The following is a 26,538-nucleotide window of genomic DNA, read 5'->3' on the forward strand; positions in this document are numbered from 1 at the left end:
TTCCCCGCGCCCCTTCGGGGGCGCGGTTGCGTTGGTGGGTGCGGCGTTCCTTCGGGGTACGTCGTTGGGGTGCGGTTGCGTTGCCGGGTGACCGGTGGTGGGTGGCTTGTCGCGCAGTTCTCCCCCAGAGCTTCGCCTGGGAGGTGCCCCCACGCGCCCCTTCGGGGGCGCGGTTGCGTTGGTGGGTGTCGCGTTCCTTCGGGGTACGTCGTTGGGGTGCGGTTGCGTTGCCGGGTGACCGGTAGTGGGTGGCTTGTCGCGCAGTTGCCCGCGCCCCTTCGGGGGCGCGGGTGGGTTGGGGGGTGTCGCGTTTGTCAGGGGTTGCGGTGGGCGGCGGGGAGGGGGCGGCCCTTGGAGGGGGGTTGGCGGGGGAGTGCCAGGACGCGGAGAACCGCTTCGTCGAAGGAGAGACGGCTGCCCTCGTGGAGGGCGGCGGTGTAGGCGCGGTCGGAGAGGCGTTCGCGGAGGCGGCGCTCGCAGATGGCGTGGGGCGCGTTGAAGTGGCGGGAGCCGAAGAGCCGTAGGCCGACGGAGTCCCACAGCCGGCCGGCCGCGCCCTGGATCACGGCGGCTTCGTGGGGCGTCCCCTCGTCCTCGGTGACCAGCGCCAGCAGTTCCAGCGCGAGGACGGCGCCCACCAGGTCGTGGAAGGCGTGGTTGATGGCGAGCGACTCCTCCGCGAGCCGCCGCGCCCGGCCCGGCTCGCCCGCCAGCCAGGCCGCGTATCCGAGGACGTACAAGGCGTATGCGAGCGTCCAGCGTTCGCCGTGGTCGCCGCAGATGTCCCGGACCTCTTCGGCGAGCCGGACCGCCTGGGGCACGTCGCCCTGGAAGGCCACCGCCATCGCCAGCTCCACCTGACCCATGAGCACGTTGCTGTTCAGCTCGCCGATCTGCCGGTAGCGGCGGAGCGCGTCGCCGATGAACCGCTCGGCGACCGGCATGTCGTCCGAGACCAGCGCCAGGCAGCCGAGCCGGTGCACGGCGTACGCGGCCGCGGTGGCGTTCCCGCTCTCGTCGGCCTCGGCGCGGCACTCCTGGAGTACGGACAGCGCCGCGGTCGAGTCGCCCTGGAGGAGCGCGACGTACCCGGCCACCCACATCGCCTTCGCCCGGGCGTCGCTGGGTTCGGCCGACGCCTCCAGCGCGCGGTCCAGCCAGTGCCGGCCCTCGGCCAGCCGCCCGCAGCCGACCCAGCAGAACCACAGGGTGCCCGCGAGGTACTGGCCGACGACCGGGTCCTCGGCGGGTCCGTCGAGGCTGAAGTCGAGTGCCAGTCGCAGGTTGGGCAGGGCGTCGGACACCCGTGCGGCGACCTCCTCCTGCCGCGGGCTGAACCAGTCCAGCTCGCACCAGGTGGCGAGGCCCAGGTACCAGTCCCGGTGCCGGCGCCGCATCCGCTGCTCGTCGCCGAGCGCGGCGAGCCAGGAGGCGCCGTACTCCCGCACGCTCTCCAGCATCCGGTAGCGGGTGCCGTCGGACGGGTCGTCCGCCTCGCGGCTGACCACCGACTGCGCCACCAGCCCGGCCAGGGTCTCCGCGATGTCGGCCTCGGGCAGGTCGGTGCCCGCGCAGACGTACTCCACCGCGTCCAGGTCGAACCGGCCGGCGAAGACCGACAGCCGTGCCCACAGCAGGCGTTCGGCGGGCGTGCACAGTTCGTGGCTCCAGCCGATCGCGGTGCGCAGCGCCCGGTGCCGGGCCGGTGCGGTCGGATCGCCGCCGGTCAGCAGCCGGAAACGGTCGTCCAGCCGGTGCAGGACGTCGGCCACCGACAGCGCGCGCAGCCGCACCGCCGCGAGTTCCAGGGCGAGCGGCAGGCCGTCCAGCCGCGTGCACAGCTCGGTCACGGCCGCGCTGTCCGCCTCGGTCACGGCGAAGCCCGGCACGACCTCGGCGGCGCGCTCGGTGAACAGCCGCACCCCGTCGCCCGGCACCGGCAGCGGCGCCAGCGGCAGCAGCCGCTCCCCGGTGATACCCAGGGGGCGGCGGCCCGCGGCGAGCACCCGCAGTCCCGGTGCCCGGCGCAGCAACTCGGCCATCAGCGCGGCGCACTCGGTACGGACCCGGTCGAAGCCGTCCACCACGAGCAGGAGTTCGCGGTCCGCGACGTACTCCGCGAGGGCCGTGCGCGGGCCGCGCGTGGTGTGGTCCGGTACCCGCAGCGCGTCGGCGACCGTGTGGTCGAGGAGTTCGGCGTCCCGCAGCGCCGACAGGTCCACCGCGCGCACGCCGTCGGGGAAACGGTTCTGTACGGCGCCTGCGGCGCGCAGGGCAAGACGGGTCTTGCCGACGCCACCGGTGCCGGTCACCGTGGTCAGCCGGCTGATCGCCAACAGTTCGGCCAGGTCAGCGAGTTCGCTGTCGCGGCCGACGAATCCGGTGAGTTCGGCCGGCAGACATTCCGCGGAAGACATGGTCTACGGAGCGTACGTGCTCGCTAGCGCAACGTACAACCCGCCGGGTGCCCTTCCCGGCAGGAGCCGCACGAACCAGGGGCGCGTGAGGACACCACCCGGGTGGAGCTCAGGGGGAGATCGGGGGAGAGCGGCGCCATCAACCTCCCGCCGGCGGGTGGTCCCTGAACCGACAGCACGGGGCGCCCTGGAGGGTCCTGTCCCCGCGACGCGATAGGCTCGCAACAACAGTGGTGAGGGTCGGAAAAGGGAGTGCGGCAGCGTGTCCGGTGGAGAGGTGGCGGGCCTCATCGTCGCCGTGTTCTGGGCGATCCTCGTGTCGTTCCTGGCCGTCGCGCTGGCCCGGCTGGCACAGACCCTGCGGCGCACCACGGAACTCGTCGCGGGCATCACCGAGCAGGCCGTTCCGCTGCTCGGCGAGGCGTCCGACGCGCTGCGCAGCGCGAACGCGCAACTCGACCGGGTCGACACCATCACCTCCGACGTCGCCGAGGTGACCGCGAACGCGTCGGCGCTGTCGTCCACCGTCGCCTCGACCTTCGGCGGCCCGCTGGTGAAGGTCGCCGCGTTCGGATACGGCGTGCGGCGCGCGGTCGGCATGCAGTCCGGCGACGCCGGCAAGGCCCGGGCCCGTACCCTCACCGGCAGGGTGCTGCCCGCCGCGCGCCGGGAACGCCGCGACCGCCGCGACCGCCGTAATAAGGACTGAGGCCATGTTCCGCCGTCTGTTCTGGTTCGTGACCGGCGCCGCCACCGGTGCGTGGGCCACCGTCAAGGTGGGCCGCGCGGTGCGCCGTCTCAACCCCGACAGCCTCGCCGTGACCGCCGCCGACCGCGCCCTGGAGACCGGCGCGCGGCTGCGGCTGTTCGCCCAGGACGTACGGGTCGGCATGGCCCAGCGCGAGACCGAACTGCACGACGCCCTGGGCCTGCGTACCCAGGGCGCACCCGAGTCACCCCAGCCGCTGCCCGCCCCGCGGGCCACCCTGCCCGGGAGCACCGCGGGCAGCGGCACCCCCGCCCTGCCCACGAAGGCCAGGCGCGGGGATCGCAAGCACAAGAACCGGAAGGACGAACACTGATGGAGTCGGCAGAAATCCGCCGCCGCTGGCTGCGCTTCTTCGAGGAGCGCGGGCACACCGTGGTGCCGTCGGCCTCCCTCATCGCGGACGACCCGACGCTGCTGCTCGTCCCGGCCGGCATGGTCCCGTTCAAGCCGTATTTCCTCGGCGAGGTCAAGCCGCCCTTCGACCGCGCCACCAGCGTCCAGAAGTGCGTGCGCACCCCGGACATCGAAGAGGTCGGCCGGACCACCCGGCACGGCACGTTCTTCCAGATGTGCGGCAACTTCTCCTTCGGCGACTACTTCAAGGAAGGCGCCATCACCTACGCCTGGGAGCTGCTGACCAGCTCGCAGGCCGACGGCGGCTACGGCCTGGAGCCGGAGAAGCTGTGGATCACCGTCTACGAGAAGGACGACGAGGCCGAGCGGATCTGGCGCGACGTCGTCGGCGTCCCCGCCGAGCGCATCCAGCGCCTCGGCATGGGCCCCAACTTCTGGTCCATGGGCGTCCCCGGCCCCTGCGGCCCCTGCTCCGAGATCAACTACGACCGCGGCCCCGAGTTCGGTGAAGAGGGCGGCCCCGCGGTCAACGACGAGCGGTACGTGGAGATCTGGAACCTGGTCTTCATGCAGTACGAACGCGGCCCCGGCCAGGGCAAGGACGGCTTCCAGATCCTCGGCGACCTGCCCGCCCAGAACATCGACACCGGCCTCGGCCTCGAACGCCTCGCGATGATCCTGCAGGGCGTGCAGAACATGTACGAGACCGACACCCTGCGCGTCGTCATCGACACGGCCACCGCTCTCACCGGCGTCCACTACGGCCGCGCCAACGACTCCGACGTCTCGCTGCGGGTCGTCGCCGACCACATGCGCACCGCCGTCATGCTCATCGGCGACGGCGTCACGCCCGGCAACGAGGGCCGCGGCTACGTCCTGCGCCGGATCATGCGCCGCGCGATCCGCAACATGCGGATGCTGGGTGCCGACCGCCCGGTCGTCGCCGAGCTCGTGGACGTCGTCATCGGCACCATGGGCGAGCAGTACCCGGAACTGATCACCGACCGCAAGCGGATCGAGTCCGTCGCGCTCGCCGAGGAGTCCCGCTTCCTCAAGACCCTCTCGGCCGGCACCAACATCCTCGACTCCGCGGTCACCGAGACCAAGGCCCAGGGCGGCCGGGTGCTCCCCGGCGAGCAGGCGTTCCTGCTCCACGACACCTGGGGCTTCCCGATCGACCTCACCCTGGAGATGGCCTCCGAACAGGGGCTGAGCGTCGACGAGGACGGCTTCCGGCGGCTGATGAAGGAGCAGCGCGACCGGGCGAAGGCGGACGCGCAGAAGAAGAAGACCGGCCATGCCGACCTGTCGGCCTACCGCGAGGTCGCCGACCGCTCCGGCGCCACCGAGTTCACCGGGTACCTCCACGACCAGGGCGAGGCCACCGTCGTCGGCCTGCTCGTCGACGGCCTGCCCTCGCCGGCCGCCACCGAGGGCGACGAGGTCGAGATCGTCCTCGACCGCACCCCCTTCTACGCCGAAGGCGGCGGCCAGCTCGCCGACACCGGCCGCATCCGGCTGGACAGCGGCGCCGTCGTGGAGATCCGCGACGTGCAGCGCCCGGTGCCCGGCGTCAGCGTGCACAAGGGCGTCGTCCAGGTCGGCGAGGTCACCCTCGGCGCGGCCGCGCACGCCCGGATCGACCTGACCCGGCGCCGCGCCATCGCCCGCGCCCACAGCGCCACCCACCTCACCCACCAGGCGCTGCGCGACGCGCTGGGCCCCACGGCGGCCCAGGCCGGCTCGGAGAACTCGCCCGGGCGCTTCCGCTTCGACTTCGGTTCCCCGGCCGCGGTGCCCGGCACCGTGCTGACCGACGTCGAGCAGAAGATCAACGAGGTGCTGGCCCGCGAACTCGACGTCACCGCCGAGGTGATGCCGATCGCGGAGGCCAAACGGCAGGGCGCCATCGCGGAGTTCGGCGAGAAGTACGGCGAGCACGTCCGGGTGGTCACCATCGGCGACTTCTCCAAGGAGCTGTGCGGCGGCACCCACGTGCACAACACCGCCCAACTCGGCCTGGTGAAGCTGCTCGGCGAGTCCTCGATCGGGTCCGGCGTGCGCCGGGTGGAGGCGCTGGTCGGCGTCGACGCGTACAACTTCCTGGCCCGCGAGCACACCGTGGTCGCCCAGCTCACCGACCTGGTGAAGGGCCGTCCCGAGGAGCTGCCGGACAAGATCTCCGGGATGCTCGCCAAGCTCAAGGACGCCGAGAAGGAGATCGAGCGGTTCCGCGCCGAGAAGGTGCTCCAGGCCGCGGCCGGGCTCGCCGAGGCCGCGGAGGACGTCAAGGGCGTCGCCCTGGTCACCGGCGCGGTGCCCGAGGGCACCGGCGCGGACGACCTGCGCAAGCTCGTGCTCGACGTGCGGCAGCGGATCAGCGGCGGCCGGCCCGCAGTCGTCGCGCTGTTCACCGTGGCGAACGGCCGTCCGCTGACCGTCATCGCCACCAACGAGGCGGGGCGCGAGCGCGGCCTCAAGGCCGGCGAACTCGTCCGCACCGCGGCGAAGACGCTCGGTGGTGGCGGCGGCGGCAAGGACGACGTCGCCCAGGGCGGCGGGCAGAACCCCGCGGCCGTGCCCGACGCGATCGAGGCAGTGCGGCGGCTCGTCGGCGAGAAGGCGTGACATGACCGAGCGGCGGCGGGGCGCGGAGCGCGGCCGTGAGCGGCCGCGGGCCCGGCGTTCCGCCGCGGGCCGCGGCGGGGAGCGGGGTGCGCCCGGCGGCGCGGGAGGCGGTCACCCCGCGGCTTCGGGCGGCCCCGGTGGTCCCGGTGGTCCCGGTGGTCAGGGCGGCCCGGAAGGCGCGGGCGGGCCCGAAGGCACGGGCGGCTCCGACAGCGTCGGCGGTCCCGGCGGGATCAGGCGTGGCCGGCGGCTGGCCGTGGACGTCGGGGACGCCCGGATCGGGGTGGCCTCGTGCGACCCAGACGGCATCCTCGCCACCCCGGTGGAGACCGTGCCCGGCCGCGATGTGCCCGCCGCGCAGCGCCGGTTGGCCGCCCTCGTCGCCGAGTACGACCCGATCGAGGTCGTCGTCGGGCTGCCCCGGTCGCTGAACGGCACCGAAGGCCCGGCCGCGGCCAAGGTCCGCGGCTTCGCGCGCGCTGTGGCGAAAATCATCGCCCCGGTGCCGGTCCGCCTCGTGGACGAGCGGATGAGCACCGTCACTGCCACCCACGGGCTGCGCGCGTCCGGAGTCAGTGCCAAAAAGGGACGCTCCGTAGTCGACCAGGCGGCCGCAGTCGTTATTCTGCAGAGCGCGCTGGAGACCGAGCGGGTGTCGGGCACCGCTCCGGGCGAGAACGTCGAAGTAGTCATCTGATCGCGATACGGTAACGTTCCGCGCGACACGGCGGTGCCTACGGGCGCCGCCCGTTTCGCAAGGTCGGCGGGACTGATGCCGACCGCGTACCGACGGGACCGAGGGCTGACGCCCGAGCAGCCGGAGTGGAAGACCGAGGACCGGGGTCTGCCACGGAGGGTGCGAGCAGGAAGACCGACTGATGGATGCCGATGACTGACTATGGCCGGGGTTCCGGCTCCGAACCGTGGCACCCCGAGGACCCGCTCTTCGGCGATGTGTACGACCAGGGGTACCCGCAGCAGCAGCCCCAGCACCCTCAGCAGCAGGGCGACTGGCAGGACCCGTACGCCACCGGTCAGCAGCACCAGCAGTACCCGCAGCAGCCCCAGCAGGGCTACCCGCAGCAGCAGTACGGCCAGCAGCAGTACCCCGAGCAGTCGCAGTACCCCCAGCAGGGCCACCCGCAGCAGGGCTACCAGCAGACCGGGTACGAGGGTTACGACGGCTACGAGGGCTACGACACCGGCTCGTACCAGACCGGCCAGGTCACCGGGTACAGCCAGGACCCGTACGGCGGTCAGCAGCCGCAGGACCCGTACGGGCAGCAGCCCGGCTACTACGGCCAGCAGCAACCCCAGCAGCCGCAGCAGCAGGGCTACCCGCAGCAGCAGCCCCAGCAGCCGCAGTACCAGGGACAGCAGCAACAGACCCAGCCCCAGCAGCAGCCGCAGCAGCCCGGCATGGGCCGACCGGGCCAGCCCGGCGCCGGTCAGCCGGGTCCGGGGCAACCCGGCGCCGGCCAGCCGGGCATGGGGCAGCCCGGTGCCCGTCCCGGCACCGCCGCACCGGGCCACCCCCAGGAGCCCGGCGCCCACCCGCTGCGCACCGCCCCGGCCAACACCGGCGAGTGGGACGCGGACGAGGAGGGCGACCCCAGCGACCACGCCTTCTTCGCCGGCCGCGACGACGACGATGACGACCACGCGCCCGAGCCGACCAGGACCGGCGGCCGCAGATCCGGCAGGTCCCAGCCCCAGCCCGGCAAGAAGCGCCGCAGCGGCTGCGCCTGCGTGGTCGTGCTCGCCGTCCTCGTCGGCGGCGTCGGCGGCATCGGCTACGTCGGCTACAACATGTACGAGAGCCGCTTCGGCCCGCCGCCGGACTACTCGGGCCAGGGCAGCGGCGACGTCCAGGTGGACATCCCCTCGGGGTCGTCCGCGACCACCATGGGCAACATCCTGAAGAAGGCCGGCGTCGTGAAGAGCGTCGGCGCCTTCACCGCCGCGGCGGGCAAGAACCCCAAGGGCGGCTTCATCCAGGCCGGCGTCTACGACCTGCACAAGCAGATGTCCGGTGCCGCGGCGGTCACGATGATGCTCGACCCCAAGTCGCAGAACGCGCTGATCATCCCCGAGGGCATGCGCGACAAGCAGATCTACGCGGCCATCGACACCCGGCTCGGCCTGAAGGCGGGCACCACCCAGAAGACCGCGCACGACCAGGCGAAGAGCCTCGGGCTGCCGTCCTGGGCGAAGCCCGGCCCGAACGTCATGGACCCGCTGGAGGGCTTCCTCTTCCCCTCCCGCTACAGCGTCTCCAAGGGCGAGAAGCCCGAGGTGCTGCTCAAGCAGATGATCGACGAGGCGAACAAGCAGTACGCCCAGTTCGACATGGCCGGCGAGGCGAAGAAGCAGGGGCTGGACAACCCGCTCGAACTCGTCACGGTCGCCAGCCTCGTGCAGGCCGAGGGCAAGACCGACGACGACTTCAAGAAGATGGCCAAGGTCGTCTACAACCGGATGGTCCCCAACAACCCGGAGACCCTCGGGCTGCTCCAGTTCGACTCGACGTACAACTACGTCAAGAACACCAGCAAGACGAACATCTCGCACAACGAGATCAACTCGCTGGTCAGCCCGTACAACACCTACAAGCACCAGGGCCTGCCGCCCGGGCCGATCGGCAACCCCGGCATCGACGCGCTCAAGGCCGCGATGGCCCCGGACAGCGGCAACTGGTGGTACTTCATCTCGCTGGACGGCAAGACCACGAAGTTCACCGAGACGAAGGCCGAGTTCGACAAGCTCTACCAGCAGTACAACTCCCAGTAGCAGGGCGCTCTCCTTGGACACCACCGCTCGGCCACACGGCGCCGCCTACCGCGCCGCCGTGCTCGGCTCCCCGATCGCGCATTCGCTCTCCCCGGTGCTGCACCGCGCCGCGTACGCAGCTCTCGGTCTCGACGGCCGGCGGTACGACCGCTTCGAGGTGGACGAGTTGGCGCTGCCCGGCTTCGTCGCGGGCCTGGACCCGGCGCAGTGGGCCGGGCTGTCGCTGACGATGCCGCTCAAGCGCGCGATCATCCCGCTGCTGGACGAGATCAGCGACACCGCGGCCTCGGTGGAGGCGGTCAACACCGTCGTCCTGGGCGCCGACGGGCGGCGGCACGGCGACAACACCGACATCCCCGGCATGGTCGCGGCACTGGCCGAACACGGTGTCACCTCGGTGCCGTCGGCGGCCGTGCTCGGCGCGGGCGCCACCGCGTCCTCCGCGCTGGCCGCGCTCGCCCGGGTCTGCACCGGCGAGGTCACCGCGTACGTGCGCGGCCCGGCCCGCGCCAAGGAGATGGCCCGCTGGGGCGAGCGGCTCGGCGTCGCCGTGCGCACCGCCGACTGGAGCGCCGCCGCCGACGGGCTCCGCGCGCCGCTGGTGATCGCCACGACTCCCGCGGGCGCCGCCGACCACCTCGCCGAAGCGGTCCCGGCCGCCCCCGGCACCCTCTTCGACGTGCTCTACGAGCCCTGGCCGACCCCGCTCGCGGCCGCCTGGACCGCCAGTGGCGGCCAGGTCGCGAGCGGCCTCGACCTCCTGGTCCACCAGGCCGTCCTCCAGGTCGAACAGCACACCGGCGTCGCGCCCGCCCCGCTGAAGGCGATGCGCGTCGCCGGGGAGGCGGCACTCGCCGCCCGGTGAACCCGGTGAACCCGGTGAGCCCGGTGAGCCCGGTGAGCCCGCCGAGGAAGCCGGGGCGGCCGCCACCGCCCGTGCCGGGCCCCGGTCCGCTCTCCGGACACCCGTCCTGGCAGGTACGGGAAACGTGGGAGGATCGGGCCATAGTGGCATGGTCGTTTTCCAGGGAGCACCGTTGAGCAGATTGCGCTGGCTGACCGCGGGGGAGTCGCACGGACCCGCACTTGTCGCGACGCTGGAAGGACTGCCCTCCGGGGTGCCCGTCACCACCGCGATGGTGGCGGACGCCCTGGCCCGGCGCCGGCTCGGCTACGGCCGCGGCGCCCGGATGAAGTTCGAGCAGGACCAGGTCACCTTCCTGGGCGGCGTGCGGCACGGCAGCACCATGGGCAGCCCGGTGGCGATCATGGTCGGCAACACCGAGTGGCCCAAGTGGGAGCAGGTGATGGCCGCGGACCCGGTCGACCCGGAGATCCTGGCCGGGCTCGCCCGCAACGCGCCCCTGACCCGGCCCCGTCCCGGCCACGCCGACCTGGCCGGGATGCAGAAGTACGACCTGGATGAGGCCCGCCCGGTGCTGGAGCGGGCGAGCGCGCGGGAGACCGCGGCCCGGGTCGCGCTCGGCGCGGTCGCCCGGTCCTACCTCAAGGAGACCGCGGGCATCGAGATCGTCTCCCACGTGGTCGAACTGGCCGCGGCGAAGGCCCCGTACGGGGTCGTGCCGGTGCCGGCCGACCAGGAACGGCTGGACGCCGACCCGGTGCGCTGCCTGGACGCCGACGCGAGCAAGGCGATGGTGGCCGAGATCGACCAGGCCCACAAGGACGGCGACACCCTCGGCGGCGTCGTCGAGGTCCTGGTCTACGGCGCCCCGGTCGGCCTCGGTTCCCACGTGCACTGGGACCGGCGGCTCGACGCCCGCCTGGCCGGCGCCCTGATGGGCATCCAGGCCATCAAGGGCGTCGAGGTCGGCGACGGCTTCGACCTCGCCCGGGTGCCCGGGTCCAAGGCGCACGACGAGATCGTGGCCGGCCCCGACGGCATCCGCCGCGCCACCGGCCGCTCCGGCGGCACCGAGGGCGGCATGAGCACCGGCGAGGTGCTGCGGGTGCGCGCCGCGATGAAGCCGATCGCGACCGTGCCGCGCGCCCTGGCCACCGTGGACGTCACCACCGGCGAGGCCACCCAGGCACACCACCAGCGCTCCGACGTGTGCGCGGTGCCGGCCGCCGGGATCGTCGCCGAGGCGATGGTCGCCCTGGTGCTCGCCGACGCCGTCGCGGAGAAGTTCGGCGGCGACTCGGTCGCGCAGACCCGCCGCAACGTGCAGGACTTCCTCGACCACCTGGCGATCCGGTGACCGCCCCCGTCGTCGTGCTGGTCGGCCCGCCCGGCGCGGGCAAGACCACGGTCGGCCGCGCCGTCGCCGACCTGCTCGGCGTCACCTACCGCGACACCGACGAGGACATCGTGCGGACCGCGGGCAAGCCGATCTCCGAGATCTTCATCGACGACGGCGAGCCGCACTTCCGCGACCTGGAGCGGGCCGCCGTCGCCGCCGCCCTCGACGGGCACGACGGGGTGCTCTCGCTCGGCGGCGGCGCCGTCATGGACGCCGGCACCCGCGCACGACTCGCCGGCCTGCCCGTCGTCTTCCTCGACGTCAGCCTGCACGACGCGGTGCGCCGGGTCGGCCTCGACGCCCCCCGCCCGCTGCTCGCGGTCAACCCGCGGCAGCGCTGGCGTGAACTGATGGAGCAGCGCCGCCCGTTGTACACGGAGGTGGCCCGCGCGGTGGTCGACACCGCCGACCGCGGCACGGACGAGGTGGCCGTGGCGGTACTGGACGCACTGGAACTGAAGGACGCATGAGCGACGCAGACGCACGCGAGGCCGCCGGGCGGCACGACAGCGACGGCACGGGCAGCGGCACCGGCCAGGGCAACGAGGCGTGGAGCGGGGCCGCGCCGCCCACCCGCATCCAGGTCGCCGGCACCGCCGGCACCGAACCGTACGAGGTGCTCGTCGGCCACCAACTCCTCGGCGAGCTGCCCGGGTTGATCGGCCCCAAGGCCCTCCGGGTGGCGGTGCTGCACCCCGAGGCGCTGGCCGGCACCGGCGAGGCGATCCGCGAGGACCTGGCCGAACAGGGCTACCAGGCCGTCGCGATCCAGATCCCGAACGCCGAGGAGGCGAAGACCGCCGAGGTGGCCGCCTACTGCTGGAAGGCGCTCGGCCAGACCGGCTTCACCCGCACCGACGTGGTGGTCGGCGTCGGTGGTGGCGCCACCACCGACCTGGCCGGGTTCGTCGCCGCGACCTGGCTGCGCGGGGTGCGCTGGATCGCGGTGCCCACCACGGTGCTCGGCATGGTCGACGCGGCCGTGGGCGGCAAGACCGGCATCAACACCGCCGAGGGCAAGAACCTCGTCGGCGCCTTCCACCCGCCGGCCGGCGTGCTGTGCGACCTGTCCGCGCTCGCCTCCCTGCCGCGCAACGACTACATCAGCGGCCTCGCCGAGGTGATCAAGGCCGGTTTCATCTCCGACCCGGCCATCCTCGACCTCGTCGAGTCCGACCCGCAGGGCGCGAGCGACCCGGCCGGCCCGCACACCGCCGAACTCGTCGAGCGCGCCATCCGCGTCAAGGCCGAGGTGGTCTCCGCCGACCTCAAGGAGTCCGGCCTGCGCGAGATCCTCAACTACGGCCACACCCTCGCGCACGCCATCGAGAAGAACGAGCGCTACAACTGGCGGCACGGCGCCGCCGTCTCCGTCGGCATGGTCTTCGCCGCCGAACTCGGCCGCCTCGCCGGGCGGTTGGACGACGCGACCGCCGACCGGCACCGCGCCGTGCTCGGCTCCGTCGGGCTGCCGCTCACCTACCGCGGCGACCAGTGGCCCCGCCTGCTGGAGACCATGAAGGTGGACAAGAAGTCCCGCGGTGACCTGCTGCGCTTCATCGTCCTGGACGGCCTCGCCAAGCCCACCGTCCTGGAGGGCCCGGACCCCGCGGTCCTGCTCGCCGCCTACGGTGAGGTGACCGAGTGACCCGCCCCGTCCTCGTCCTCAACGGCCCCAACCTCGGCCGCCTCGGCTCCCGCGAGCCCGACGTCTACGGCGCGACCTCCTACGCCGGCCTCGTCGAGTCCTGTACGAAGCTCGGGGCGGAACTCGGTCTCGACGTCGAGGTCCGCGAGACCAACGACGAGGCCGAGCTGATCCGCTGGCTCCACGAAGCGGCCGACGCCCGCCTGCCCGTCGTCCTCAACCCCGGCGCCTTCACGCACTACTCCTACGCGATGCGCGACGCCGCCGCCCAGCGCACCGCCCCCCTCATCGAGGTGCACATCTCCAACCCGCACGCCCGTGAGGAGTTCCGCCACACCTCCGTCCTCACCGCGGTCGCCTCCGGCGCGATCGCCGGCTTCGGCATCGGCTCCTACCACCTGGCCCTCCGCGCCCTATCGGAAAACCTGGCCACCTAGTCCCAACCCCGCCACGGAGTTCCCTCCGCGGGGGCGGAACTGCGCGGCCAGCCGACCACCGGCGGGTGGTCCGGGCACAGGTCGCAGGGGCTGGGCCTGCGGGTCGTTGCCGGGTTGTCGGGATGGGGCTCGCTTGGCGGGAGGCGTCCACTTTTCAGGGGCGCTGGGGGCACCTCCCAGGCGAAGCTCTGGGGGCGGAACTGCGCGGCCGACCGGTCACCGGCGGGTGGTCCGGGTACAGGTCGCAGGGGCTGGGCCTGCGGGTCGTTGTCGGGCTGTCGGTACGGGGCTCGCTTGGCGGGAGGCGTTCACCCTTCAGGGGCGCGGGGAACTGCGCGGCCAGCCGACCACCTGCGGGTGGTCCGGGCACACGTCGCAGGGGCTGGGCCTGCGGGCCCCGGGGCACCCCCATCCGCAAGGGCGCCCAAGGCCATGTGCAGGCATCGCCCGCCCGCGTGGGGCACCCCACCCCCGGTGGCGGGACGCCCAAGCGCCCAGGGGCGGTTGGGCGTGAGCCGAACCGCACGGTACCGTTCAAGCCGTGGCGCGCCCTGGTCACGCAGAGCGAACCGCACAGACCTCCGGTACGGGATGGAGTGGCCGACATGCAGCACGCCGTGGGGGCGCCCCAGCCGCCCGGCCCGGGTCAGGGACCCGCGCCCGTGCCGGGCCAGGCACCGATCCAGAGCCAGGGCCAGGCGCCAAGCCAGAGCCAGGGCCAGGCGCCAAGCCAAAGCCAGGGCCAGGCGCCAAGCCAAAGCCAGGGTCAGGGCCAAGCGGCAGCCCCCGGCACCACCGGCCACTTCCCGATGCCCGCCCCCGCCCCGGTCCAGGCCCCGGCCGTACCCAGCGGGGGCTCACTCCCGGGCGCGGCGCACGGCCCGATAGCCGTGCTGCTGATCGGCGCGGCCGGCGCGGGCAAGACCACGATCGCGCGGCACTGGGCGGACCACCGCGGCGTCCCCACCGCCCACATCAGCCTGGACGACGTACGCGAATGGGTCCGCTCCGGCTTCGCCGACCCGCAGGCCGGGTGGAACGAGAACTCCGAGGCGCAGTACCGCCTGGCCCGCCGCACCTGCGGCTTCGCCGCCCGCAACTTCCTCGCCAACGGCGTGTCCTGCATCATCGACGACGCGGTCTTCCCGGACCGCCCCACGGTCGGCCTCGGCGGCTGGAAGCGGCACGTCGGCCCGGGGCTGCTGCCCGTCGTCCTGCTGCCCGGCCTGGACATCGTGCTCACCCGCAACGCCGAACGCTCCGGCAACCGCCGGCTGTCGGACGAGGAGGTCGCCCGTATCCACGGCCGGATGGCCGGCTGGTACGGCTCGGGCCTGCCCATCATCGACAACTCCCACCTCGACGTGGAGGCCGCCTCGGCCGCCCTCGACCGGGTGGTGGCCCGCAGCCTCCAGGGCCCGCCGATCTGGTAGCGAGCGCGGCCGCCGTCTCAAGGCCGCTGGTCCCGCTCGTCGGGCAGGGGCGCGGACGCGGCCAGCGCGTCCCCGAGCGCGGTGCGCCGATACAGCACCGAACGGCCCGAACGGGCCCGCGCCACCAGCCCCGCCCCGCGCAGCACCGCGAGGTGGTCGCCCACCGCCCCGGGCGCGAACGCGAGTTGGCGGGCGAGCTGGGTCGTGCTCGCGGGAGCGTCCAGCGCCGCCAGCAGCCGGGCCCGGGAACGGCCGAGGAGAGCCGCGAGCGCGTCCGCGGCCGGGGGCGCGGGCGTCTCGTGCAGGACGGCGGTGCCGCGCGCGGGGTAGACGAGCGTCCGCGGCCACGGGTCCTCGAAGTACGCGGCCAGCCCCGGCCAGGTGAAGATCGACGGGATCAGCAGCAGCCCCTCGCCCCGCAAGTGCACCGTGCCGCCGTCGATCGGCGCCAGCTCGATCCCGCCGTCGTGCCAGCGCACCCCGTCGTGCAGCTCGCCGATCGCCGCCGCCCAGCCGCGCTCGCCGATCACCCCGACCCGGTGCACCACGTCCCGTTCGCACAGCGCCCGCAGCCTCGGCCAGTCCGGTGCCACCAGTTCGTGCCAGGCCCGGTCCAGCGCCGCCGCGATCCGCTCCACCACGTCCGGCGCGTCCAGCACGGCCCGCACCCGCGGGTCACGCACCGGCTGCCGCGCGCGCTGCCGGGTGATCTCCGCCCGCGCCTGCTCCGGGGCGGTGGCGCGGATCGCCGCCAGGTCGTCCGCCCAGCTCTGCGCGGGTCCGCGCGGCGGCACCGCGACGAAGTCCGCACCCGCCTTCGGCGTCTGGAGGGCCAGCACCGCGTCCAACTCGGTCTCCCGGCGCAGCCGTTCGAAGCCGGGCCGCAGCCGCGCCGCCCACGCCGCCGGCAGCCGCCCGTCCCCCCGGTTCAGTGCGCGCAGCACCGTGTTCAGCTCGAACGCCGGCGACAGCGCGAAGCGGCTGCGCAGCAGGTCCTCGGTGGCGACTTCGAGCCGGAGCATGCCGCCGACCCTACGTCCTCGGCGCCGCGACCTTACGTCCCCCGGCGAATCATTCGCGCTCGGCGGCCCGCTCCCGGGAGGCTGCCGGACATGGCCTCCACCGGCACCGCGCCCCTCACCCCGGCCCGTACGACCTACCGCGACGTGCTCGCCGAGCCCCGCTTCCGGGTGATCTTCGCGACCCGTGTGCTCGCGATCACCGCCGACTCGCTGCGGATCTCCACCTTCTCCGTCCTGGTCTACGCGACCACCTCCTCGCCGCTGCTGAGCGGTATCGCGTTCGGCGCCGGATTCCTGCCGCAGGCGTTCGGCGTCACCCTGCTCGGCTCGCTCGCCGACCGGCTGCCGCCCCGCGGCCTGATCACCGCCGGCTACCTGCTGGAGTGCGCCACCGCGCTGCTGCTCGCCCTCGCCGCGCTGCCGATCGCCGTGAGCCTGGTGCTGATCGCCCTGATCGCCTTCCTCACCCCGGTCTTCGGCGGCGCCGCCAACGCGCTGGTGGCCCGCTCCCTCACCGGCGACGCCTACGTGCTGGGCCGCTCCCTGAACAACATGGCCTCCTCCGCCGCGCAGCTCGCCGGCCTCGGCCTCAGCGGCGCCGCCGTCTCGCTGCTCGGTGCCCGCCACGCGCTGCTGGCGGGCGCCGCGCTGTACGCCCTCGCCGCCTGCCGCATACGGCTCGCGCTGCCCCGGCTCCCCGCGCCGGGTCCCGCCGCGTCCTCCGCGTCCCCGGTCCGGGCCAGCCTCGCCGCCACCGCCGCGCTGCTACGGGCCCGCCGGCCGCGGCGGCTGCTGCTCGCGCAGTGGCTGCCGGGCGCGTGCGTGGCCGGGGCCGAGGGGCAGATCGTCGCCTACGCCGGTTCCCAGGGCTTCGCCTCCGGCGGGTACGCCGTGCTCATGGCGTGCCTGCCGGTCGGGATGCTCGTGGGGGACGTCCTCGTCGGCCGGATGCTGCGGCCGGACACCCGTGAACGGCTGGTCGCCCCCCTCATGGCCCTGATGGGGCTGCCCCTCCTGCTCTTCGCCGCCCGGCCCGGGCTCGCGGCCGGCGCGCTCCTCCTTCTCCTCGCCGGCGTCGGCTTCGCCTACGGACTCGGCCTCCAGCGGCCCTTCCTCGACGCCCTCCCCGCCGACGCCCACGGGCACGCCTTCGGGCTCCTCGGGTCCGGCACGATGACCCTCCAAGGAGTCGCACCCGCCCTCTTCGGCGCCCTCGCGCTCCCCTTCGGCCCACCCCTTGCGATGTCCCTCGCGGGTGCGGCAACGGTTCTCACGGTGCCCCTTTCCCGCCGCGGACCCTCCCGGGTGCCCCGGCCCGCCGCCTGAGCGGCCACCCGCCGTCACGCAGCCGGGCGCGAGGCCGAAACCGTCGCGGCGGGGAGCCGTAGCCCACGGTTCGGAGCAGCCGGGAGGAAATCCGTTCCGTCGCGGCGGGAAAACCGGAGCACCCCGCACCGAGAGGTGGTCCCGAGAACGGGGGCGACGGCTGGACGGGGGCTCCCGTTACCCCCGGAGGGACTCGTGGAGAGGCCAACCCGGGAGCGCCGTCGTAGGCTCGCCGCATGGCGGAGGTGCATACGGTACGCAGAGCACGGCTGCGCGAGCGCTGCGCCGCGGCGGGCGCTGCCGCCGCGCTGGTCACACAGCCCGCGAACGTCCGTTACCTGACCGGCTGCGCCCCCCCGGGCGCCGCCCTCCTGGTCGGGCCGGGCAGCGACGACACCCTCGTCCACCTGCGCCCGCCCCCGGACGACGCCCCCCAGCCCACCGACGACCTGCGCAACGTCGTGCTGCCCTCGCCCGACGCGGACGCCGCGGTCGCCGCCGCGGACCTCGCCCGCCAGCAGCAGGCAGACGGCCTCGCGGTGGAGGAGCACCACCTCACCGTCACCCGCCACCGCGCCCTGCGCTCCGTGGCCCCGGGCGTGCGCCTCACCGATCTGGCGGGCGCCGTCGAGCAGCTCCGGCTGATCAAGGACGAGCACGAGATCGCCAGCCTGCGGATCGCCGCGGAGATCTCCGACCAGGCACTGGGCGAACTGCTGGAGTCGATCCTGGTCGGCCGCACCGAGCGGCACCTCGCGCTGGAGCTGGAGCGCCGCCTCGTGGACCACGGCGCCGACGGCCCGGCCTTCTCCACCTGCATCGGCACCGGCCCGCACTCGGGTGTGGCCCGCCACGTCCCCACCGACCGCCGGGTGGAGGAGGGCGACTTCCTCACCGTGCGGCTCGGCGCGTGCTACCACGGCTACCGCTGCGAGGTGGGCCGCACCTTCGTGATCGGCAGCGCCCCCGCGTCGTGGCAGATCGAGCTGTACGACCTCGTCTTCGCCGCCCAGCGGGCCGGCCGTGAGGCCCTCGCACCGGGCGTGGCCTGCCGCGACGTGGACCGTGCCACCCGCGAGCCGCTGCGTGCCGCGGGCCACGCCGAGGGCCTGGCGGCATGGACCGGACACGGCGTCGGCCTCGAAATCGACGAGGACCCTCAGTTGTCACCCGCGGCCGTGGGTAAACTGGACGCTTGCGTGCCGGTCACCGTCGAACCGGGAGTCCACCTTCCGGGCCGTGGCGGTGTCCGCATCGACGACACACTCGTCGTACGCCCCGTGGCGGACGGCGGACCCGAGCTACTCACCATCACGACCAAGGAACTCCTCGCGCTGTGACCACCTAGGGTGGTCGGGCCGGGCACGTCCTCGGTCCCGAAGCAGCACTTTCAGGAGATTCCGCAACCGTGGCCACCACGAACGACCTCAAGAACGGCCTCGTGCTCAAGCTCGACGGCGGCCAGCTCTGGACCGTAGTCGAGTTCCAGCACGTCAAGCCCGGCAAGGGCCCCGCCTTCGTGCGCACCAAGCTGAAGCACGTGCTCTCCGGGAAGGTCGTCGACAAGACCTTCAACGCCGGGCTGAAGGTCGAGACCGCCAACGTCGACAAGCGCGGCATGCAGTTCTCCTACAAGGACGGCAGCGACTTCGTCTTCATGGACTCGGAGACGTACGACCAGATCACCGTCACCCCCGAGGTGGTCGGCGACGCCGCGCACTACCTGCTGGAGGGCTTCGAGGCGGTCGTCGCGATGTACGAGGGCTCGCCGCTCTACATCGAGCTGCCCGCCGCCGTCGAGCTGGTCATCGAGTACACCGAGCCCGGTGTGCAGGGCGACCGCTCCACCGGTGGCTCGAAGCCCGCGCGCCTGGAGACCGGCTACGAGATCGGCGTCCCGCTGTTCATCACCACCGGTGAGAAGGTCAAGGTCGACACCCGCACCGGCGACTACCTCGGCCGGGTGAACAGCTAACCGTGGCTGCCCGCAACAAGGCCCGCAAGCGCGCCTTCCAGATCCTCTTCGAGGCAGAGCAGCGGGGTGCGGCTCCCACGATCGTGATGGCGGACTGGATTCGGCTCGCCCGGACCGACGACCGGCAGCCGCCGGTCACCGCGTACACGATGCAGCTCGTCGAGGGTTACACCGCGCACGCCCAGCGGATCGACGAACTCCTCGCGGGGTACGCCGTCGGCTGGACCCTCGACCGGATGCCGACTGTGGACCGCAACGTCCTGCGGCTCGGCGCGTACGAGCTGATCTGGGAGGACGACGTCCCCGACGCCGTCGTCCTGGATGAGGCGGTCCAGCTCGCGAAGGAGTTCTCCACCGACGAGTCGCCTTCGTTCATCAACGGCCTGCTGGGCCGCCTGATGGAGCTCAAGCCCACGCTCAAGCGGTAACGGGACCCCCCGGGGGGCCCGTCCGCGAAGCTGCGGGACCTCGCGGTCCGCGGTGGCTCGCCGCTGGGGGTACCCCCTCTGGGGGAGTTCCCCGCGCCCCTGTGTACGCGCGGCTCCTTTCCCGGAAAGAGGGCCACCGACCAGGCAGCGCGGGGAATTCCGTGACGGGCTGACCCGACGGTCGCGGGGCCGTAGGGTCTCCGCATGGACGATCAGGGCGCGGACATACTCACCCGGTTGGCCGAGCTGCGGGCGGAGGACCTGCCGGTGCGCGGCGGCCGGACGATGGCGTACGTGTACGACGCGGGGCTGCCGGAACTGGTCGGGATCGCCGAGCGGGCGCACTCCGCCCTCACCGGTGTCAACGGCCTGGACATGACCGTCTTCCCCAGCGTGGTGACGCTGGAGAACGAGGTGGTGGCGCGGGCCGCGGCGCTGCTCGGCGGCGGCCGGGACAGCGGCACCGCGGGCACCTTCACCAGCGGCGGCACCGAGAGCTGCCTGCTGGCGGTGCTCACGGCACGTGAACACGCCCGCCGCACAAGGGGGGTGACCGCGCCGGAGATCGTGCTGCCGGCGACCGCGCACGCGGCCTTCCACAAGGCGGCGCACCTGTTCGGCCTGAGCGTGGTGACCGTGGGGGTGGACCCGGACTCGTACCGGGTGCGGGCCGAGGAGGTGGCGGCGGCCCTCACCGAGCGGACGGCGCTGGTGGTGGTGTCCGCGCCGTCGTACCCGCACGGGGTGGTCGACCCGGTGCCGGAGGTGGCCGCGGTGGCGGCCGCGCGGGGCGTGCTGTGCCATGTGGACGCCTGTATCGGCGGCTGGTACCTGGGGCACCGGCGGCTGGCCGCGGAGCTGCCCGCGCCGCCGCCGTTCGACCTCGCGGTGCCGGGCGTCACCTCGCTCTCCGTCGACCTGCACAAGTACGCGTACACCCCGAAGGGCGCGTCGGTGCTGCTCTTCCGCGACGCGGAGCTACGGCGGCACGGGTGGTTCGCGCACGCGTCCTGGCCCGGCTACCCGGTGGTCAACGCGACCCTCCAGGGCACCAAGTCCGCCGGTCCGCTCGCCGCCGCCTGGGCGGTGCTGCGGCACGTCGGCACCGAAGGGTACGTGGACCTCGCCCGCCGGGTGCACGCCGCGACCCGCCGGCTCGCCGACGGGGTGCGGCGGATCGAGGGCCTGCGGGTGCTGGGCGAACCGGACGCCTCGCTGGTGGCGGTCGCCTCCACCGAGGCGGCGGTGGACCCGTTCGTGGTCGGCGACGAGATGCGGCTGCGCGGCTGGTACCTCCAGCCGCAGCCCGCGTTCGCGAACTCCCCGGCGAACCTGCACCTGACCGTGACGGCGGCCGTCGCCGACCCCGAGCGCATCGACGAACTGCTCACCGAACTCGGCGCCGCGGTGGGGCGCGCCCGCGAACTCGGGCCGCCCGAGGTCGATCCGGCGCTGGTCGAGCTGGCCGGCACCCTGGACCCGGAGGCATTGAGCCCGCAGGAGGCCGGCCTCGCGCTGGCCGCCGCCGGCATCGGCGCCGACGGGGTGCTGCCCGCCCGGATGGCCCCGGTCCTCGCGGTGCTCCAGGCCCTACCGCCCGCGCTGACCGAACGCCTCCTGCCCGAGGTCATCTCCCGCCTCTACGTGGGCTGAACCCGCCCGGCGGGGCTCCCGGAGCGAGGCGGGAACCGGGCGGAAAACCGGGTGCCGCGGCGGGTGGGCTTCGCTAGGGTCGACCCGGTCGCTCGGCAACAGCCTTGCCGGGCGCGGCCGTTGACGTATCCGTCGCAGGACATGAGAGGGGAGCCCGCCGTGCGCCACCGCACCGCAGCCGTCGTTCCCCCGACCGGGCACCAGGTGCTCCTCGTGTCCACGTCCGCCCGGTGCCCGCTGCGCGCCCGGCACCGGAAGTCCGCGACGACAGCCTGACGTTCGCACCAACCGAGCCCCAACCCCCAACGGCCCTACGGCTGTCGGGGCGCGGCTCGGCCATGTCGGCTGCTTCGGCCGCGATATCGCGCTGCCCTGACCAGGATCAGTCCCGAAAGGCCCGACGGCCATGCGCAGCAACCCCGTCCCACGCACCGCCGACCCGCTCGCCACCGTACGCAACCTGGGCATCCTCGCCCACGTCGACGCGGGCAAGACCACCGTCACCGAGCGGTTCCTCTACCTCACCGGCGCCACCCACAAGCGCGGCGAGGTGCACGACGGCACGACCGTCACCGACTTCGACCCGCAGGAGCGCGACCGCGGCATCACCATCTTCGCCGCCGCGGCCAGTTGCGACTGGGCCGGCCACCGGATCAACCTGATCGACACCCCCGGGCACGTCGACTTCGCCGACGAGGTCGAGCGCTCGCTGCGGGTGCTGGACGGCGCGATCGCGGTGTTCGACGCGGTCGCCGGCGTGGAGCCGCAGAGCGAGTCGGTGTGGCGGCAGGCCGACCGGCACGGTGTGCCCCGGATCGCGTTCGTCAACAAGCTCGACCGGGCCGGCGCCGACCTCGACTCCGCGGTGGAGTCGATCCGGCGGCGCCTGCACCCGGTGCCGCTGGTGGTCCAGCTCCCGATCGGGCGCGAGGACGGCTTCACCGGCGTGCTGGACCTGGTCGCGATGCGCGCGCTGACCTGGAGCGACGGCGGCGACATGGCCGACGGCGAGGTGCCAGGCGGGCTGCTGGACGAGGCCCGGCGGCGGCGCCGGCTGCTGGAGGAGACGGTCGCCGAACTGCACCCGGCCGCGCTGGAGGAGTTCTGCGCGCACTCCGCGGTGCGCGACGCGACGCTCGTCGCGGCACTGCGCGACCTCACCCGCAGCGGCGAGGCCGTCGTGGTGCTGTGCGGTTCCGCGTACCGCAACCGCGGGGTGGAGCCGCTGCTCGACGCTGCCGTGGCCTACCTGCCGTCGCCGCTGGACGTGCCGCCGGTGCGCGGCACCGCCACCGGGCGCGGGCTCGCGGCCGGGCAGGACCGTACCCGGGAGCGCGCGGCCGACCCGCGAGCGCCGTTCGCCGGGCTGGTGTTCAAGGTGAACTCGACCGCGACCGGTCGGCTGACCTTCGTACGGGTGTACTCGGGCACGTTGCGGAAGGGGGACACGGTGCTGGACGCGGGCGCGGGGCGCACCGAGCGGGTCGGGCGCATCCTGCGGATGCGGGCCGACCGGCACACCGAGCTGGACCAGGCGGTGGCCGGTGACATCGTGGCCGTGGTCGGGGTGAAGTCCGCGCGCGCCGGGGCGACCTTGTGCGCGGCCTCGGACCCGCTGGTGCTCGAACCGCCCTCCGCGGCTGATCCGGTGGTCTCCGTCGCCGTCGAGGCGCGCCGCAACACCGACACCGACCGGCTGGTCACCGCGCTGGCCCGGCTGGTGGAGGAGGACCCCTCGCTGGCGGTGCGGACCGACCCGGAGACCGGGCAGACCGTGCTGTCGGGGATGGGGGAGCTGCACCTGGAGGTGGCGGTGGAGAAGATCCGCCGCGCCCAGGGGCTGGAGATCGCCGTCGGCAGGCCGCAGGTCGCCTACCGCGAGACGGTCGCCCGCGGCGTGACCGGCCTGGTCTACCGGCACGTCAAACAGGACGGCGGCGCGGGGCAGTTCGCCCATGTCGTCATCGACGTCGAGCCGCTGCGGCCCGGCGCGCAGTCCACGGAAGCAGGCGCGGAAGCAGGCGCGGAAGGAGGCGCGGGTGCGGAGCGTACGGCGGAGGTGTTCGCGTTCGACTCGACGGTGGTCGGCGGGCGGGTGCCGCGGGAGTACGTGCGCGCGGTCGAGGACGGCTGCCGTGACGCGCTCGCCGAGGGCCCGATCGGCGGGCACCCGGTGACGGGCGTGCGGGTCACGCTCACCGACGGGGCGACCCACTCCAAGGACTCCTCGGAGATGGCGTTCCGCACGGCGGGCCGGTTCGCGCTGCGCGAGGCGCTGCGGGCATCCGCGATGGTGCTGCTGGAACCGGTGGTCGAGGTCACGGCCACGGTTCCGGACGACGCCGTCGGCGGCGTGCTCGGCGACCTCGCCGCCCGTCGTGGCCGCGTCACCGGTTCCACCGCCCGCGCGGGCAGCACCGTGGTCACCGCCACGGTGCCCCTGGTCGAGCTCTTCGGCTACGCCACCCGGCTGCGCAGCCGCACCCAGGGCCGCGGCACCTTCACCACCCGACCGGTCGGTTACGCCCCGGCCCCGGCCGGGGCGACCGGCGCGGACGGCACGCGGTAGCCCCGCGGGGAGCCGGACCTGCCGGGTGGTGCGGACCGATACGGCCCGCACCACCCGGCTCGCGCCACCCAGCCCGCACCACCCGGCTCGCGCCACCCAGCCCGCACCACCCGGCTCGCGCCTCCGGCCGGTCTGCCAGGCGCCCTTCCCGGTCAGCTCGTGATCTTGAGCGTGACCCAGTCCGCGGAGCCCTCGTGCAGGGCGTCGCCGGCGTAGACGACCGTGTACAGCACGTTCCCCGCGGCGGCCGGCGGCACGTCGTGGACGGTGAAGCTGCCGTCGGCGGCGACGGCCGTGTCCGGCAGGTCGATGGCGCCCTTGCTCGTCAGCCGCTGGACGTTGACGACCGTGCCGGCGGGCAGCGTCGCCCCGCTGCTGCTCAGGGTGCCGTGCAGGTCCACGCCGTCGGCAGTCGCGGTGCCGGGCGGGTCGAGCGCCAGCTGTGTGGGCGCCTTGGCGACATCCACGCTCACGGTCGCGTCCGGGGCGGGATCGTGTGCCGCGTCGCCGGCGAAGGAGACGGTGTAGACGGCCGTTCCGGTGGTCGACGGGGTGTCGGCCACGGTGAAGGTGCCGTCCGCGCCAACCGTCGCGGACGGCACGGTGTGGTCGCCGTCGGCGTCGTGGCGCACCGCGGTCACCCGCACCGGGTCGGACGGCGCCGGCCCGTCCAGCCGCAGCTTCCCGGCGATCCGGACGGACCCGCCCGCGTAGGGGTGGTCGGGCTGGACGGTCAGCGGGCCGTCGAAGGCGGAGTGCCAGCGTGCGTCCGGGTTGGTGATGACGTGCAGCCAGAACGCGTCCCCGGCGGCGTCGGTGGTCATCGCGAAGAGCCGTGAGCCGTCCGCGCTGAAGGCCAGACCGCGGTCGGCGATCCGGTCGCCGCCGTCCGCACCGTCGGTGAAGGCGTACTGCCGGGGCGTGTCGCCCTGGGCGGGGTCGGCACCTTGGACCAGCAGGTCGGCCGCGGCGCCGTCGACGGCGCCGCCGCGGGCGACGAGCGAGCCGTCGGGGCTGAACGCGACCGCGGTGGAGCTGGTGCCCGCGGGCAGCGGACCGTAGCCGGGCGAGGCGTCGGAGAGGTCGGTGGTGGACAGCACCTTGGTCCCGGCGGTGCCGGCGGCGACCGCGGTGACCGCGCCGTCCGGGCTGATCGCGACGTCCCGCGGCAGCGCCGAGGGGTCGGTGGCCGCGGTGTACGACCGCAGGGCCAGTTGCTGGGGACCGGTGGTGGTCGCGTCGTAGAGCCCGACGTACAGCTTCGGCGTGCCGTTGCTCGCGAAGGTCTCGACGAGCCGGTCCGGAATGCCCGGCGAGGTGGCGAACTTCGCGTCGACGTAGGTGAACACCCCCCGGACGAAACCCCCGCCGCCGTCGAAGCGGCCGGAGTTGAGCGCCTGGGGCTCGGTGGTGCAGTCCTTCGGATAGGCCTGGCTGGTCATGCGGGTGAACCACAACTTGCCCCCGGCGGTGCCGATGTCACCGGGGCACTCGCCCTGGAAGAAGTCGTGTCGCACCCAGCCGTTGCCCGTGAGGGCGAGGGTGTCGGCGTTGAAGATCAGCACGTCGCTGGCGGCGGTGAGATAGAGGATGCTGCCGTCGGCGGAGAGCATCATGGCGCTCGCGACGAACATCGAGCTGCCGATGTTGACGGTCTTCAACAGGTTTCCGTCGAAGTCGTACACGAGCAACTCGGCGGTGGCCGCGTTCACCCCGCTGCCGGTGGTCACGTACACGCGCCCGCGTGCCTGGTCCACCAGCATCCGCGAGTACGAGGCGGTCGGCAGTTTCACCGCGACGTCGTTCGGCTCACCCGGCTCCGCGGACGCCTGCGCGGCCGGGACGGCGGTGGCGAGCAGGGAGCCGCCGAGCGCGAGCGCCGCCACCAGCCTCCCGCTGCGCCGGAAAAGGGCATGGCTGCGTCTGGTCAAGAGTTCCCCCCACAAGGACTTCGCTTTACCAACTGGGCGCAAACAACGGCCCATGACTCAGGGCCTGTTGAAATGTAACAGCGGGATGGAGGCGGTGTGGGGAAATGGTGTGCGCCGATGGGCGTTCGGGCTACGTGGCGTCGCCCGGACATACGACTCGCCCGGGGCGGCGGCCCATGACAGGGCGCCGCCCCGGGCGAGGGGACGTTTCTGCAGCAGAGCTGCCGCGAGAGCGGTCAGCCCTCGTCGTGCTGCACCGCGCGGCGGGCGTCCGCGTCGAGGACGCCCCACGAGATCAGCTGCTCGGTCAGCACCGAGGGCGACTGGTCGTAGATGACCGCGAGAGTGCGCAGGTCATCCTGGCGGATGGACAGCACCTTCCCGTTGTAGTCGCCGCGCTGGCTCTGGATGGTGGCCGCGTAGCGCTGCAGCGGGCCGGCCTTCTCCGGCGGGACCTGGGACAGCCGCTCCAGGTCGAGCACCAGCTTCGGCGGCGGCTCGGCGGCGCCACCGGGCGTGGTGCCCGGCAGCAGCTCCTGCACCGGGACGCCGTAGAAATCGGCGAGCTCGGCGAGGCGCTGGACGGTCACGGCACGGTCGCCGCGCTCGTAGGACCCCACGACCACTGCCTTCCAGCGGCCCTGGGACTTCTCCTCGACGCCGTGCAGGGACAGCCCCTGCTGCGTGCGGATGGCCCGGAGTTTGGCTCCGAGCTGCTTGGCGTAATCGCTGGACATATGGCTCCCCGGACGGAAACTCGGTGACTCACTGTGAGGTTACGCAGCGTAATCCGGGCTCGTCAAGCGGAAAGCCGCCGACCGGTGCCTGACCTGGGCCGTCCCGGTCGCCTGATACGGTGGACGGCGTACCCCCAGACGTCCTTTAAGACCCGTC

At 73.6% G+C, this 26,538-nt stretch carries 21 protein-coding genes; 17 read left to right on the top strand and 4 right to left on the bottom strand.

All coding sequences use genetic code 11. The annotated features are described in order from the left end of the window. Positions 1–314 precede the first annotated feature (314 nt). Complete coding sequence (locus tag ACIPAE_RS16775; protein ID WP_329371597.1) at positions 315–2,417, bottom strand: AAA family ATPase; 2,103 nt, start codon at positions 2,415–2,417, stop codon at positions 315–317. Positions 2,418–2,679: 262 nt separating this feature from the next. Here ACIPAE_RS16775 and ACIPAE_RS16780 point away from each other — a divergent pair, with 262 nt between their 5' ends. The 11 genes from ACIPAE_RS16780 (at position 2,680) to ACIPAE_RS16830 (ending at position 14,740) form a co-directional block, all read left to right on the top strand. Beyond that, complete coding sequence (locus tag ACIPAE_RS16780) at positions 2,680–3,126, top strand: DUF948 domain-containing protein (protein ID WP_329371599.1); 447 nt, start codon at positions 2,680–2,682, stop codon at positions 3,124–3,126. A gap of 4 nt (positions 3,127–3,130) precedes the next feature. After that, positions 3,131–3,499 carry a DUF6167 family protein gene (locus ACIPAE_RS16785; protein ID WP_328461522.1) on the top strand — a complete coding sequence of 123 codons (369 nt, stop codon included), beginning with the start codon at positions 3,131–3,133 and terminating at the stop codon, positions 3,497–3,499. Next, positions 3,499–6,168: an alanine--tRNA ligase gene (gene alaS / locus ACIPAE_RS16790; protein WP_366410041.1), complete on the top strand. Its 2,670-nt coding sequence runs from the start codon at positions 3,499–3,501 to the stop codon at positions 6,166–6,168. The genes ACIPAE_RS16785 and alaS overlap by 1 nt, the downstream gene beginning before the upstream one ends. 232 nt (positions 6,169–6,400) lie before the next feature. Continuing rightward, positions 6,401–6,865 (top strand): Holliday junction resolvase RuvX, encoded by a 465-nt coding sequence (gene ruvX, locus ACIPAE_RS16795; protein WP_329374441.1) that lies wholly within the window; start codon positions 6,401–6,403, stop codon positions 6,863–6,865. Positions 6,866–7,056: 191 nt separating this feature from the next. Beyond that, positions 7,057–8,958, top strand: coding sequence for an endolytic transglycosylase MltG (mltG, locus tag ACIPAE_RS16800; RefSeq protein WP_402445744.1), 1,902 nt, complete (start codon positions 7,057–7,059; stop codon positions 8,956–8,958). A 13-nt stretch (positions 8,959–8,971) separates the two neighbouring features. Continuing rightward, entirely contained in the window at positions 8,972–9,823 is an 852-nt protein-coding gene (locus ACIPAE_RS16805) for a shikimate dehydrogenase (RefSeq protein ID WP_402445746.1), read from the top strand. Positions 9,824–9,995: 172 nt separating this feature from the next. Then, on the top strand, positions 9,996–11,180 hold the full coding sequence (aroC, locus tag ACIPAE_RS16810; protein ID WP_329371608.1) for a chorismate synthase: 1,185 nt from the start codon (positions 9,996–9,998) through the stop codon (positions 11,178–11,180). Beyond that, on the top strand, positions 11,177–11,692 hold the full coding sequence (locus ACIPAE_RS16815; RefSeq protein ID WP_366410044.1) for a shikimate kinase: 516 nt from the start codon (positions 11,177–11,179) through the stop codon (positions 11,690–11,692). Before aroC ends, ACIPAE_RS16815 begins: the two co-directional genes overlap by 4 nt. Beyond that, positions 11,689–12,870, top strand: a complete 1,182-nt coding sequence (aroB, locus tag ACIPAE_RS16820; protein ID WP_329371612.1) for a 3-dehydroquinate synthase — start codon at positions 11,689–11,691, stop codon at positions 12,868–12,870. The genes ACIPAE_RS16815 and aroB overlap by 4 nt, the downstream gene beginning before the upstream one ends. Beyond that, the gene (aroQ, locus tag ACIPAE_RS16825) at positions 12,867–13,307 is read left to right on the top strand and encodes a type II 3-dehydroquinate dehydratase (RefSeq protein WP_329371614.1); all 441 of its coding nucleotides are present in this window, start codon (positions 12,867–12,869) and stop codon (positions 13,305–13,307) included. Before aroB ends, aroQ begins: the two co-directional genes overlap by 4 nt. 605 nt (positions 13,308–13,912) lie before the next feature. After that, positions 13,913–14,740 carry an AAA family ATPase gene (locus ACIPAE_RS16830; protein WP_402445750.1) on the top strand — a complete coding sequence of 276 codons (828 nt, stop codon included), beginning with the start codon at positions 13,913–13,915 and terminating at the stop codon, positions 14,738–14,740. 17 nt (positions 14,741–14,757) lie between these two features. Here ACIPAE_RS16830 and ACIPAE_RS16835 read toward each other — a convergent pair whose 3' ends face one another. Continuing rightward, a complete protein-coding gene (locus ACIPAE_RS16835; protein WP_402445752.1) occupies positions 14,758–15,762 on the bottom strand; it encodes a DUF5937 family protein in 1,005 nt (334 codons plus the stop codon). 90 nt (positions 15,763–15,852) lie between these two features. On the opposite strand from ACIPAE_RS16835, the gene ACIPAE_RS16840 reads away from it, so the two are divergent. The 6 genes from ACIPAE_RS16840 (at position 15,853) to fusA (ending at position 23,713) form a co-directional block, all read left to right on the top strand. Then, positions 15,853–17,088, top strand: coding sequence for an MFS transporter (locus ACIPAE_RS16840; RefSeq protein WP_329371620.1), 1,236 nt, complete (start codon positions 15,853–15,855; stop codon positions 17,086–17,088). Positions 17,089–17,324: 236 nt separating this feature from the next. Beyond that, positions 17,325–18,428 carry an aminopeptidase P family protein gene (locus tag ACIPAE_RS16845; protein WP_328461503.1) on the top strand — a complete coding sequence of 368 codons (1,104 nt, stop codon included), beginning with the start codon at positions 17,325–17,327 and terminating at the stop codon, positions 18,426–18,428. A gap of 68 nt (positions 18,429–18,496) precedes the next feature. Further along, the gene (gene efp / locus ACIPAE_RS16850; protein ID WP_329371625.1) at positions 18,497–19,063 is read left to right on the top strand and encodes an elongation factor P; all 567 of its coding nucleotides are present in this window, start codon (positions 18,497–18,499) and stop codon (positions 19,061–19,063) included. Positions 19,064–19,065: 2 nt separating this feature from the next. After that, positions 19,066–19,491, top strand: a complete 426-nt coding sequence (gene nusB, locus ACIPAE_RS16855; protein WP_402445753.1) for a transcription antitermination factor NusB — start codon at positions 19,066–19,068, stop codon at positions 19,489–19,491. Positions 19,492–19,695: 204 nt separating this feature from the next. Further along, positions 19,696–21,144, top strand: coding sequence for a pyridoxal phosphate-dependent decarboxylase family protein (locus ACIPAE_RS16860; protein ID WP_402445755.1), 1,449 nt, complete (start codon positions 19,696–19,698; stop codon positions 21,142–21,144). 406 nt (positions 21,145–21,550) lie between these two features. Next, positions 21,551–23,713, top strand: a complete 2,163-nt coding sequence (gene fusA / locus ACIPAE_RS16865) for an elongation factor G (RefSeq protein WP_402445757.1) — start codon at positions 21,551–21,553, stop codon at positions 23,711–23,713. A gap of 152 nt (positions 23,714–23,865) precedes the next feature. Here fusA and ACIPAE_RS16870 read toward each other — a convergent pair whose 3' ends face one another. Together ACIPAE_RS16870 and bldD are read right to left on the bottom strand one after the other, a co-directional pair. Beyond that, complete coding sequence (locus ACIPAE_RS16870; RefSeq protein ID WP_402445759.1) at positions 23,866–25,644, bottom strand: Ig-like domain repeat protein; 1,779 nt, start codon at positions 25,642–25,644, stop codon at positions 23,866–23,868. A gap of 236 nt (positions 25,645–25,880) precedes the next feature. Next, a complete protein-coding gene (bldD, locus tag ACIPAE_RS16875) occupies positions 25,881–26,381 on the bottom strand; it encodes a transcriptional regulator BldD (RefSeq protein WP_222964393.1) in 501 nt (166 codons plus the stop codon). Positions 26,382–26,538 lie beyond the last annotated feature (157 nt).

It is taken from the genome of Streptomyces sp. NPDC087270 (genome assembly GCF_044744625.1).
In the GTDB taxonomy this organism is placed as follows: domain Bacteria; phylum Actinomycetota; class Actinomycetes; order Streptomycetales; family Streptomycetaceae; genus Actinacidiphila.

Coding starts and splice junctions, on each gene's coding strand:
- ACIPAE_RS16840 (WP_329371620.1), top strand. CDS start 15,853: ATGGCCTCCACCGGCACCGCGCCCCTCACCCCGGCCCGTACGACCTAC.
- alaS (WP_366410041.1), top strand. CDS start 3,499: ATGGAGTCGGCAGAAATCCGCCGCCGCTGGCTGCGCTTCTTCGAGGAG.
- ACIPAE_RS16860 (WP_402445755.1), top strand. CDS start 19,696: ATGGACGATCAGGGCGCGGACATACTCACCCGGTTGGCCGAGCTGCGG.
- ACIPAE_RS16845 (WP_328461503.1), top strand. CDS start 17,325: ATGGCGGAGGTGCATACGGTACGCAGAGCACGGCTGCGCGAGCGCTGC.
- bldD (WP_222964393.1), bottom strand. CDS start 26,381: ATGTCCAGCGATTACGCCAAGCAGCTCGGAGCCAAACTCCGGGCCATC.
- fusA (WP_402445757.1), top strand. CDS start 21,551: ATGCGCAGCAACCCCGTCCCACGCACCGCCGACCCGCTCGCCACCGTA.
- ACIPAE_RS16830 (WP_402445750.1), top strand. CDS start 13,913: ATGCAGCACGCCGTGGGGGCGCCCCAGCCGCCCGGCCCGGGTCAGGGA.
- ACIPAE_RS16775 (WP_329371597.1), bottom strand. CDS start 2,417: ATGTCTTCCGCGGAATGTCTGCCGGCCGAACTCACCGGATTCGTCGGC.
- mltG (WP_402445744.1), top strand. CDS start 7,057: ATGACTGACTATGGCCGGGGTTCCGGCTCCGAACCGTGGCACCCCGAG.
- aroB (WP_329371612.1), top strand. CDS start 11,689: ATGAGCGACGCAGACGCACGCGAGGCCGCCGGGCGGCACGACAGCGAC.
- ACIPAE_RS16835 (WP_402445752.1), bottom strand. CDS start 15,762: ATGCTCCGGCTCGAAGTCGCCACCGAGGACCTGCTGCGCAGCCGCTTC.
- ACIPAE_RS16785 (WP_328461522.1), top strand. CDS start 3,131: ATGTTCCGCCGTCTGTTCTGGTTCGTGACCGGCGCCGCCACCGGTGCG.